Origin of the sequence: Thalassotalea hakodatensis, from assembly GCF_030295995.1 — a bacterium.
Classification (GTDB): Bacteria; Pseudomonadota; Gammaproteobacteria; order Enterobacterales; family Alteromonadaceae; genus Thalassotalea_C; species Thalassotalea_C hakodatensis.
The window spans coordinates 1,784,863-1,796,795 of sequence record NZ_AP027365.1 but is presented as its reverse complement, the minus strand read 5'-3'; the positions used below and the strand labels follow the sequence as shown (position 1 = coordinate 1,796,795).

The 11,933-nt window shown below is 38.1% G+C and carries 12 protein-coding genes; all 12 read right to left on the bottom strand.

Annotated elements, in window-relative coordinates:
- Window positions 1-3: 3 nt before the first annotated feature.
- On the bottom strand, window positions 4-1,287 hold the full coding sequence (locus QUE72_RS07875) for a DEAD/DEAH box helicase (protein WP_286272608.1): 1,284 nt from the start codon (window positions 1,285-1,287) through the stop codon (window positions 4-6).
- Window positions 1,288-1,384: 97 nt separating this feature from the next.
- Window positions 1,385-2,782, bottom strand: coding sequence for an alanine/glycine:cation symporter family protein (locus tag QUE72_RS07870; protein WP_286272606.1), 1,398 nt, complete (start codon window positions 2,780-2,782; stop codon window positions 1,385-1,387).
- Window positions 2,783-2,861: 79 nt separating this feature from the next.
- Window positions 2,862-3,134 carry a hypothetical protein gene (locus QUE72_RS07865; RefSeq protein ID WP_074499073.1) on the bottom strand — a complete coding sequence of 91 codons (273 nt, stop codon included), beginning with the start codon at window positions 3,132-3,134 and terminating at the stop codon, window positions 2,862-2,864.
- 10 nt (window positions 3,135-3,144) lie between these two features.
- The gene (locus tag QUE72_RS07860) at window positions 3,145-3,384 is read right to left on the bottom strand and encodes a hypothetical protein (RefSeq protein WP_074499072.1); all 240 of its coding nucleotides are present in this window, start codon (window positions 3,382-3,384) and stop codon (window positions 3,145-3,147) included.
- A 48-nt stretch (window positions 3,385-3,432) separates the two neighbouring features.
- Entirely contained in the window at window positions 3,433-4,839 is a 1,407-nt protein-coding gene (pntB, locus tag QUE72_RS07855; RefSeq protein WP_286272602.1) for a Re/Si-specific NAD(P)(+) transhydrogenase subunit beta, read from the bottom strand.
- Window positions 4,840-4,849: 10 nt separating this feature from the next.
- Window positions 4,850-6,397, bottom strand: coding sequence for a Re/Si-specific NAD(P)(+) transhydrogenase subunit alpha (locus QUE72_RS07850; RefSeq protein ID WP_286272599.1), 1,548 nt, complete (start codon window positions 6,395-6,397; stop codon window positions 4,850-4,852).
- Window positions 6,398-6,489: 92 nt separating this feature from the next.
- A complete protein-coding gene (locus QUE72_RS07845; protein WP_286272598.1) occupies window positions 6,490-7,677 on the bottom strand; it encodes an ABC transporter substrate-binding protein in 1,188 nt (395 codons plus the stop codon).
- A gap of 287 nt (window positions 7,678-7,964) precedes the next feature.
- Window positions 7,965-8,468 (bottom strand): YcgN family cysteine cluster protein, encoded by a 504-nt coding sequence (locus QUE72_RS07840; RefSeq protein ID WP_286272596.1) that lies wholly within the window; start codon window positions 8,466-8,468, stop codon window positions 7,965-7,967.
- Window positions 8,469-8,487: 19 nt separating this feature from the next.
- Entirely contained in the window at window positions 8,488-9,522 is a 1,035-nt protein-coding gene (locus QUE72_RS07835) for a lytic murein transglycosylase (protein ID WP_074499079.1), read from the bottom strand.
- 12 nt (window positions 9,523-9,534) lie between these two features.
- Window positions 9,535-9,825: a YcgL domain-containing protein gene (locus QUE72_RS07830; RefSeq protein ID WP_286272595.1), complete on the bottom strand. Its 291-nt coding sequence runs from the start codon at window positions 9,823-9,825 to the stop codon at window positions 9,535-9,537.
- Between the two features lie 54 nt (window positions 9,826-9,879).
- Window positions 9,880-11,022, bottom strand: a complete 1,143-nt coding sequence (gene rnd, locus QUE72_RS07825; RefSeq protein WP_286272593.1) for a ribonuclease D — start codon at window positions 11,020-11,022, stop codon at window positions 9,880-9,882.
- Between the two features lie 7 nt (window positions 11,023-11,029).
- A complete protein-coding gene (gene rluB, locus QUE72_RS07820) occupies window positions 11,030-11,893 on the bottom strand; it encodes a 23S rRNA pseudouridine(2605) synthase RluB (RefSeq protein WP_074499065.1) in 864 nt (287 codons plus the stop codon).
- Between the last annotated feature and the right edge of the window lie 40 nt (window positions 11,894-11,933).

The following is an 11,933-nucleotide window of genomic DNA, read 5'->3' as shown; positions in this document are numbered from 1 at the left end:
CGCTTATTTACGTTTCTTTTTAACCTTAGCATTGGCTTTACTGGTTACGCTTTGTTTTTTCTTAATCAACTGATTTTTATCACGCGTTGATTGGTAGCGGTTTTTACTTGCTGGCTTTGTTTTATCACTTCTCGGTTGTTTTCGCTCAGTCATCGGATCAAATTCATAACCTGCGAGTACAACATGTTCAAACTTTCTATTAATTAATACTTCTATATTAGCTAAAAATTTTTCATCTTTAGGGCTCACTAAAGAAACTGCAGTGCCGGTTTTACCTGCGCGCCCGGTACGGCCAATGCGATGCACGTAATCTTCTGCTAAAAACGGTAAATGGAAATTGACAACATATGGAAGATCAGGAATATCGAGGCCTCGAGCTGCCACATCAGTTGCAACTAACACTCTAACTTCGCCTGAGGTAAATTGCGCTAACGCTTTGTTGCGCGCTCCTTGCGATTTTTCACCGTGGCACAAACTAGCTTTAATGCCATCTAGTTTCAATTCTTTCGCCAGTTGATTGGCACTTTCTCTAGTGCCAGCAAAAACTAACACTTGTTGCCAATTATTCACACCAATTAATTCAGACAGTAATTCTCGCTTTCGTGCTTCACTGACTCGGTAAACAAACTGTTTTACTTTTCCTGAGGTGGTATTTTGTTTCGCTACTTCAATCATTTTTGGGTGAGTTAACATTTGTTTTGCTAATGTTTTCACCTTTTCAGAAAATGTTGCTGAAAATAACATGGTTTGTGGTGATACCTTGATACCTTCACGAATACGTTCAATATCTGTTAAGAAGCCCATATCTAACATACGATCGGCTTCATCAAGTACTAAATGTTTCACTTGAGATAATGAGACATTACGCAATGCCATGTGCTCTAACAAGCGGCCTGGGGTTGCTACTAAAATATCAAGCCCTGCTTTTAACATATTTGCTTGACTTGCCATTTTCCCACCACCAAAGATAACGCCAGATTTAAGTGGTAAAAATTGACTGTATTGTTCAATATTCGTGGCAACTTGCATAGCAAGTTCTCGGGTAGGCGTTAATATAACTGCACGTAAAGACGCTTGTTCATTCGTCCTTTGTTGCGCAAGTAGATCAAGAATGGGTAAGGTAAATGCTGCAGTTTTCCCTGTACCTGTTTGTGCACTTGCTAATACATCATGCCCAGCTCGAATAGCAGGTATAGCGTTTTGCTGTATCGGCGTTAGCGTTTTATAACCACACGCTTTAACCGCTTTCAATAAGTCTGCTGATAAGCCAATTGCATCTACACTCACGATATTCACCTTAAACCTAAAAAATCGCGCGAAGTATAACAAGTTTCAATGTTGTTGTAGTACTTTTATCACGCGATTTGTTATTTAAGCTGAAGCATTACCAAACTTTTGGCGTTAATTTAAATTTTTCTTTCTCTGCTTCATTAGGTTGATAACTTGGCAATACATTATTTTTCATTTGTTGGTGATAATCTTTCGTCACATGAATAATAACTTTGGAAAGTAAAAACAGCGCTATCACATTGATTATCGTCATGACACCTGTTGATAAATCTGCCAATGCGATCACTTGAGGTAAGCTAGCAACGGAGCCAAAAATTAACATGAATAAAAAGCCAATACGTAAAAACCAGTGACCTAAAAGTGTATCCAATCTTAAGTATTTTAAATTTGTTTCTGCGTAGGCAAAGCTGGCAATGATTGACGTAAAACCAAAAAATAAAATCGCGATGGTAATAAAGTCACTCCCCCATGCTCCTACTTGAGAAGCTAATGCTTGCTGAGTCAGTTGTATGCCTTGAATTCCCTGCTCAGTATTGTCAAATAATAAAATTAAGCAAGCCGTACAAGTACAAATAATAATGGTATCAAAAAACACCGCTAACATCTGAATGTAACCTTGTGAGGCAGGATGTGCAGGGTATGTTGTTGCGGCGGCAGCCACATTAGGAGCGCTACCCATACCCGCTTCATTTGAATACAAACCTCTTTTCACCCCTTGCACAATTGCCGCACCAACAAGGCCGCCTCCTGCTTGCTCTAAGCCCAGCGCAGACTTAACAATAAGTGCAAATATGCCAGGTAAATGCTCAACATTCATCCCCATTACAACTAAACAAATAAGTAAATACGCTACGCCCATAAAAGGGACAATGATTTCAGAAAAACGAGCAATATTTTTTAAGCCGCCCATTACAACCCAAGCGGTTAGTATGGCTATAAAGATCCCTGTATAAATGGGTTCAACACCAAAGGAACCAGAAAAGGCATCAGTAATAGAGTTCGCTTGTACTGAACTAAAAACAAAACCATACCCAAAAAATAAACACAATGAAAAGGTGATTGCTAAGAACTTACTGTTTAGCCCTTTGCGCATATAGTAAGCTGGGCCACCGCGAAAGTTACCATTTGCATCTTTCTCTTTATATAACTGGCCAAGCAGGCTTTCTGCAAAAGCTGTTGCCATACCAACAAAGGCGATGACCCACATCCAAAAAACAGCACCAGCACCACCTAAAGATATGGCCACAGCCACGCCCATTAGGTTTCCCGTACCAACTCGCGCGGCTAACGAGGTACATAATGCTTGAAAGGATGAAATACCATGTTGACTTTTTTGTCGGCTAAAACGTAATAAAGTAAACATATGAAAGAAATGACGTAGCTGAATAAACTTCAACCGAATTGAGAACCAAACACCACACCCCGTTAAAAGGTAAATTAAAATACTACCCCATAAATAGCCATTGATTTGGCCCACAGCATCAAAAATCACACGTTCACTCTATTTGTTTGTTTTCGTTAGGATAACAAAGAATCTGTTGGTTTATTAGTTGCAATAGTAAATTAATGGTTTAATCGGCAATGTTGTTTTGGATCCATACGAATACAATATAGCCAGCAGCATAACCCATAAATTGACCTGAAAGCATCAGCAGCATTTTTATTTTATAGCTGAGCTCTTCTGTAAAAAGACTTAACACAAACATACCTGGCGCTAAAAGCACGCGATAACCGAAAAGAGAAAGATCAACAAAATAAAAATGGATCAGATGAAATAAAAGCGCAATAATAATGCCAAAAATACCAATAATTGTTGCGAGTTGGTAATGAGATAAACGGGTCAATTCAGTAATCTTAAATGTCCCCTTTATCACTTTTCATTGGCATGTCATTACACAACGCACACGACTTTCCTTTACGCACGTAATACAAACGCGTGCTAATAAACACCATGGTAGAAAGTAAAGACCACTCTAAAGCGAAAATTAACCCATCGATAATTTTGTGACCTTTAATACATTCAGAAATGAATAATAATATAAATACTGCGGCATAAACTAAGCAAGCTCGTTTTAGCCAAAATTTAACGCTCATGTTCTATGCTCTCTGGTTTTGTTGACACTTATCAAGAGAAATCTATGTTTATTCTACCGCAGCAATAATGTTATTCACTGACTCTTTTGCATCACCAAATAACATTTTAGTATTATCTTTAAAAAACAGTGGGTTTTGTACACCCGCATAACCGGTATTCATTGAACGTTTAAAAACAATGACATTTTTAGCATGCCATACCTCTAACACTGGCATGCCAGCAATAGGGCTATTAGGATCTTCTGCCGCAGCAGGATTTACCGTGTCATTAGCACCAATAACCAATACTACATCGGTGTGCTGAAAATCCTGATTAATTTCATCCATGCCTAATACAATATCATAAGGCACTTTTGCTTCAGCAAGTAATACATTCATATGACCAGGTAAACGTCCCGCAACGGGATGAATAGCAAACTTAACCTCGACACCTTTAGCTTGTAATTGTTGAGTAAGCTCATAAACAGGATATTGCGCTTGCGCAACAGCCATGCCATAGCCTGGGGTAATAACCACTGTTTTTGCATCTGATAGTAGATTTGCTACTTCACTTGACTCTGTTTCACAATAACTACCATAATCTTTATCATGATCAACCAACACTTCTGTACCAAAACCGCCAGCAATCACACTAATAAACGAGCGGTTCATCGCTTTGCACATTATGTAAGATAAAATCGCTCCTGAAGAGCCTACCAAAGCACCGGTGATGATAAGTAAATCGTTACTTAACATAAAACCAGCAGCCGCTGCCGCCCAACCAGAATATGAATTTAACATGGAAACAACCACTGGCATATCTGCACCACCAATAGACGCTACCAAATGCCAACCAAACAGTAATGCTATTGCCGTCATCACAAATAGAATAAAATCTCCTCCTCCTTGTTTCACGAAAGAGATCATTAAAAAGGTACAAACAATACCTGCGGCTAAATTCATTTTATGACGATGTGGTAACATTAGCGCGGATGAATTAATAATGCCTCTTAGTTTACCAAAGGCAACGATCGAGCCAGTGAAGGTAACTGCACCAATAAAGACCCCAAGAAATATTTCAGTTAAATGAATATTGACACTGATAATTTGTGTGTCAGTTAATACTTGTAGTAGATGATGATCCATTGCGAAGTAGCTATTAAAGCCCACCAATACCGCAGCTAAGCCTACAAAGCTATGTAAGATAGCAACAAGTTCAGGCATTTGTGTCATTTCAACTTGTTTAGCTAACTTTAAACCAATGACACTACCTATTAACATGGCAACAATGATCACTAGCACATTATCAACGCGTGGATCTGCTAATGTAGCAAGTAGAGCAACGGCCATTCCTACCATACCAAAATAATTACCTGATTGCGCAGTTTCTTGTTTGCTCAACCCTGATAGACTCAAAATAAATAATACTGCCGCAATTAAATAAGCAGCTCCGATTAACCCGTAAGATAATTCCATGAGCTGTTCCTTATTTTTTAAACATTTTTAACATGCGTTTAGTGACAAAAAAGCCACCCACAATATTAATGGTCGCAATAAGAATTGCGATACCTGCAAGCACCTGAACGATTATATTTTCAGAACCAACCTGCAATAACGCGCCAACAATAATGATGCCCGATATCGCATTCGTTACGCTCATCAAAGGAGTATGCAATGCATGCGTTACGTTCCAAACAACGTAATAACCGATAATGCAAGCCAATACGAATACAGTAAAATGCGCGAGAAAGTCGCTTGGGGCGACACTTGCGATCCAAGCAAAAAGTAAAGAGCCGCCAATAGCAAAACCGAGTTTATTTGTGGATGTTTTAGCTACATCAGTATTTTTCTGTCGTTTTTCATCTTGATGTGGAATTTTATTATCCGGTTTAGTCGACGTTGCACTAATTTTGATTTCCGGCGGTGGAAACATAATTTCATCGCCTTGAATAACAAGCATGTTTCGAATAACTTGATCTTCAACATCTAGTGAAATTTCACCATTGCCCTCTTTGCACAATAATTTAAGTAAGTTAACCAAGTTATTTGCATAAAGTTGAGAAGATTGATTGGGTAACCGTGACACCAAATCGGTATAACCAATAATAGTAACACCATGCTTATTGATCACCTTTCCTGCTGTCGTCAACTCGCAGTTACCACCACCTGCTGCCGCTAAATCAACAATCACTGAACCTGGCTTCATTGATTTAATCATTGTTTCTGTGATAAGCGTTGGTGATTTTTTGCCGGGGATCATTGCAGTAGTAATAATAATATCAACATCTTGAGCTTGTTCAGCAAACAACGCCATTTCGGCGTCTATAAATGCCTTGCTCATTTCTTTCGCATAACCATCTGTTGATGCTAAAGACTCTTCTTCTTGATAATCAAGTACTAAAAATTCGGCTCCCATACTTTCAATTTGCTCTTGAACTTCTGGGCGAGTATCGAAGGCACGAACGATAGCGCCTAAACTACCTGCGGTGCCTATTGCTGCAAGACCAGCCACTCCAGCACCAATAATTAATATTTTCGCTGGTGGTAAATTTCCAGCTGCGGTTATTTGGCCTGTTAAAAAGCGACCAAATGCGTTAGTTGCTTCAATTACTGCTCTATATCCAGCAATGTTCGCCATTGAACTTAAGGCATCAAGCGATTGAGATCGTGTCATTCTTGGCACCATATCCATAGCTAACGTTGTAATTGACTTCTCTTTTAAGTGCTTTAATAGATCAGGTGATTGTGCCGGAGAAATGAAGCTAATAAGTGTTGCACCCTCTTTAATTTGTTCAATTTCATCAACGGTAGGTGCGTTTACTTTTAACAGCAAATCACATTGCCAACACTTCTTTTTAGGCACAATTTCAGCGCCAGCATCAATATAAGCCTGTTCTTCAAAGCTGGCCTTTGAACCTGCTCCTTTTTGAACGTAAACGATGAATCCTAGTTTAATTAATGCGGAGACACTTGTGGGAGAGGCTGCCACACGATTTTCACCTCGTAGTGACTCTTTAACAACACCAATGATCATAGTAGGCCTTAGTTAATTATTGTTCTTTTGTTAAATAATTAACCGTTTATTGGTGATAATTCAAGCTATTTAAGCGGTTTAGTCCGTAATAGTTAATGTTTTTGTTGTTGAAGGCGAAATGCTTCTAATGACTCTGTCACTTTTTTAATGTTTTGATGTTTAAGAAAGTCCGCCATAGTACGCTTACTAAACTCAGCCATTTCAAAAGGCATTTCGCGATCTAAAAATTGGAAAATATGCTCAGCACTGTGGATCTCATTGATAAGCTTTGAATGCACATCATCTTGGTAGAGGATCGGAGACATAGTCGCCATAGCATCATTAATCATACGCTGGGTTTTGTATTGACTAAAAAAAGCAAGCAAGGTTTTGCTTTCAGGTTTAGCTCTACCCTGTGCAGTAAGCATTAGCGCAGACATTGGCGCTAAAATGCTGTGATCTTTATTTTTCCCAACTTGAGGAAAAGGAAATAATCCAACGCTCTTTTGCACATAATTTGGCATACCACTTAACGAAAAGCTGCCACTAAGATTCATACCTATCTCTTCACGATAAAGTAACGGCATGATTTCTTCGCCATCAAACTGACGATGATTGTTGATAAAAAAGTCTTGCTCTATTAAGTTTTTCCAATGTGTAAAAACAGCCACAACCTCTTGAGAAGTAAATGACAGCTCCCCTGAAATAAGTTTTTTATATAGATGAGCACCATTAATTCGCAACATTAAATAGTCAAACCATGCTGCTACCTGCCAAGGTGGCTCAGATCCTAAACCTATTGGTGAAATTCCATGATGTTTTAGCGTATTAGCTATATGTAAAAACTCTTGCCACGTAGTCGGCGCAGTTAAACCAAACTTTTCGAAAACACTTTTCTTATAGTAGATATCCCAAACATACATACTAAACGGAACAGCAAAAATACGCTCTTGGTAGCTCACCTGCTCAATAGTTGCATCACTAAAAAGTGCTTGAAGGTTATTCTGATACCAAAACTCATCAATAGAAGTAATATAGTGTTCATTGATTAACTGTTTTAATCGATTACCTGAATACCAATTTAATACATCAACACTGTTCGCTACTTTTTTATAATTAGATAAGAGTTCAGGATAGTTTTTACCATCAAGCATACGTAAACGTACTCTGATATGTGGATTCAAACGTTCGAATAGTAAAATTTGTTGGCGTAACACTGCTTCTTGTTGTTCTGAATGAGTTAAAACAGCGAAATTAATAATATTCTTTTCAGCATGAGCCGAGCCTGTTAGTACAAGCATAATAAGACAAACTAAAAGTCTTACGTACTGAATATTAAACAAATAAAGCATGTTATCACTGCAAAATGTAAACAAAACGTTAACTTCATCTTAATTAAGATGAATAATAATGCAACCTATTATTTTTAAAAGGTAATTGTTTCGCTAAATTATCGTTACTGATAAAGTGATTTTGAGAACTCTGTATAGATTTCTTGGGGATACACCTAAAAACTTAACCTAGTTTGCTTTTCGAAGTTACTTCTTCAATTTTTAATCCATCAGGGGCATCGTTTTATCGTGTGCTTCTAGTCAATATCTGCTAACGGCCACGTGACGATATAATCATCAAAATATTCGACATCAACTTCATTGTCTTTAATAATTTTACCACGTACCGACATACCTGCTTTATGCATTGCTGACTTTTTACCTTTATGCAACAACGGATGCCATGACGGCATGCCTCGTCCTTCTTTAAGCCTGCGATAAGTACAACTTGGGGGCATGAAAAACACATCATCAAGGTTATCTTGCGTTAATTGCACACAATCTGGCACTAATGTCGTTCTTTTAGCGTATTGCGTGCATTGGCATGTTTTATCATTTAACAAATAACAAGCTATATTGGCATACACCATATTCTCACCATCGGCGATATAGTCTGTGGGTTGTAACTCAGTTGTTTCTGTGGTGTTTTCATCATCGATAAATTTATGCAAACAGCATTTTGCACAACCGTCACACAGCGACTCCCACTCTTGACGTGTCATTTCATTAAGTGACTTCGTTTGCCAAAAAGGTAATGTCAAAATAGTAAACCTCTAGACACTATTGAATAGGTGGAAATTTGATACGATCAGATAAGTGACCTACCGAACTCACGAAATAATACGATAAATTCCAATGCATTAAACTTTTATAATTGTTATAAGCTAAATAAACACGACCGTTTTTATCATCGGGAAACACCAATGCCGCCTTTATATCTACTTTAGGTAGATCTGTACCATCAGTGCGTCTAATACCTAATGCTTGCCATTCTGCCATTGGCTTCTCTTGCTTCGCCCACGCCTTTAACCAGTTTGAGCGACCGCCAGTGTTTTTAGGGATCGCCAAGCTATAATCAAACCCTTCAGGTAATAAAACCTGTCTTCCCCATGTGTAATTCCCGTTCCAGCCCTCTTGCACAAGATAATTGGCCATGGAAGCAAACACATCTGCTTTATTACCCCAAATATCTTTTTTACCATCACCATCACCGTCAACAGCATAGGCTAAAAATGAGCTTGGCATAAATTGGTTTTGCCCCATAGCGCCTGCCCAAGAACCTTTCATATTTGCAGCTTCAATATGCCCTTGTTGCAATATTGTCATAGCAGCCCATAACTCTTTTTTAAAGAAAGCTTCTCTTCGTCCTTCAAAGGCAAGCGTACTTAATGCCGAAATAACATTATAATTGCCCATTATTTTCCCGAAGTTCGTTTCTAACCCCCACAGCGCAACAATAAATCTTGGCTGAACACCGTATTGTTCATTTATTTTTCTTAGAACAGTTTCATTTTCTTTATATAATGCTCTCGCTTTATTTACTTTCCAATCAGGCACCCGTTTCGGTAAATAAGTATCTAGTGTTTCAACTTTTTCCGGTTGGCTTCTATCTGCTTTTACAGCTCGTTTATGAAAAGTAACATTCGCAAAACTTTCTTCAATAAGTTGCGTAGAAAAGCCTTTTTGTTGTGCTTCTGCTTTTAATAGTTCAACATATTTTACAAAGTTACTTTCGGTTAATTCTTTAGCAGCTGTCACTGTACTAAAAATTGATAATGTAATGGTTAAAAAGTAGCAAGAAGTTTTATTTTTCATCGGTAATAACACTTATAGATCTTCGTTAAACGTATCTAATTTACTGGCTTTATGTGCAGCAAGTAAATCTTCTTTCGGTGGTGGTAACTGTAAATAATAGCCCTGGGTAGTTAAACTTTCTTGTACTTTCACTATATCAGCAAAACCTAATTTGGTTTTTGTATTTAAATTGATAATCGTGACTAATTCTGGTTTTCCAAAAACCGCCATTAATGTTTCAGGCACTTGTGAAAAATCATCACGTTGCTTAATAAATAAATATGTTTCTGCTTTTTTCGCACTTTTATATACAGCCGTTAGCATAATAAAACCTAAAATGATTATTTGATAATATCTATAATGAAATCATTACTGATATTACAACGGTAATGAACTAAATTGATTTTTCGCATGTTGTAGTAAATCCTCACCAAATAACTCACCACGCCATGTTTGCAAAATGTCTATATCAGCCGTTGATGGTGACAACTCGTAATACCAAGATAACAGTTGATTTATTTGTTTTTTAGATGCCAAATTTTCTACTGGTATTTGACTGTCTACAGCAACAGAAGATACATAGTTTTTCACTTTTTTGTATAACTGCTTATAACCAGTACATTGATCTAAACGCTTTATTTTCTCAGGGTAATCCTCAGCACTTACCTTGCTAGCTTCTTCTAACACCCTAAGCATTTGTTTGCCTTTATGGCGAATGTCTAGCGTATCAACGCCTTCAATATTTAGCATAGCACTCATGCTTTTTGGTGCATATTGAGCTAACCCCATGAGCGTATTATCTTTTGCAACAAAGCTTAACGGCAAATCGCGTTTTAATGCTTGTTGATATCGCCAACGCGCTAAATATTTTAAATTATTAAGCTGTTTTGCGTTAAGACGCCAGCTTGTTTTAACATTTTTATATAGGTTATTTTCATCTATTTTTTGTTGTTTTTTCGCAATAAGCTGCGCAGATTCAATTTTTGCTGCACTTAACCAAGAGGTTTTTTCAATATCATCAAGTAACAATGGGTATACCGTAATTAAATGTGTAACATCGGCACTTGCATAAACTAACTGTCTATCAGTTAGAGGTCGCTTGATCCAGTCGGTGCGTGAATCTGATTTATCAAGATCGATATCGAGATAATGCTTGATCATGGCGGCATAACCCATTGATAACCCATGCCCTAGAAAGCTCATGACAATTTGGCTATCAATGACATTTTGTGGCGAACAATTTCCCTGATTAACAAAAATCTCCACATCTTCAGAACAGGCATGGAGTACTTTTGTGATCTTTGGATTTTCAATCAGTTGCCAAACTGGCGATAAATCTGCTATCGATAATGGATCAATTAAGGCAACAACTTCGCCATCACATAATTGTAGTAAGCCTAATTTAGGAAAATACGTGCGCGTACGAACAAATTCAGTATCAATTGCAACCACATCTTTTGTCGAAAAGCGAAGGCACAACTCATTGAGTGCTTGTTGATCTGTTATTAAATGTTCTACCACAGTAAACCTAACTTCTTCTTCGTCTTGTTTTTTGTATGCTGCGATGCTGATGTTTTTTTACACTACGACGAATACGTCGTGCTTTTGCATTATCAATCGCTTTTTCATCAACTTTTACTTTCGATTTTCGCTCAATAGGTAAGCCAACCAGTTGACGGTAATAATTAACGTCTTTTAATGCCAATTCAGTCCAGCCACCCGAAGGCAATTGACGTTGTAATTCAAGATCGCCATACCTGACACGAATAAGGCGGCTCACTTGAACGTCTTGGCTTTCCCATAAACGTCTAACTTCACGGTTTCGCCCTTCAGAAATCACCACATGAAACCAATGATTTCGCCCTTCGCCACCACGATAATAAATTTCTTGGAATTTTGCTGGGCCATCTTCTAATTTTACGCCGTTTTTCAAACGCTGTAACATGGCATCATCTACTTCACCAAATACTCTTACAGCATATTCGCGTTCAACTTTCCGTGATGGATGCATTAATCGATTGGCTAAGTCACCGTCCGTGGTAAATAGTAACATACCTGAGGTATTGATATCTAAACGGCCAACGGCTATCCAACGAGAATCCTCTAAAGGCGGTAGCCGATCAAACACCGTTGGTCTGCCTTCAGGATCTTTACGTGTACACATTTCACCTTCAGGTTTGTTGTACATTAAAACACGGCAAATCTCTTCTTCTGATTGCTGAATGCTAACGTTATGACCGTCAAGGCGAATTTGTTCATTACCTTCAACGCGGTCACCAAGTTTTGCAACTTTACCGTCAACACTTACTCGGCCTGCACTGATCATTGTTTCCAATTCTCGGCGAGAGCCTTTACCTGCCCTAGCAAGTACTTTTTGTAGTTTTTCTGACATCGTTTTATTTCCCGGCAGTAACAGCACAATATTGATGTAT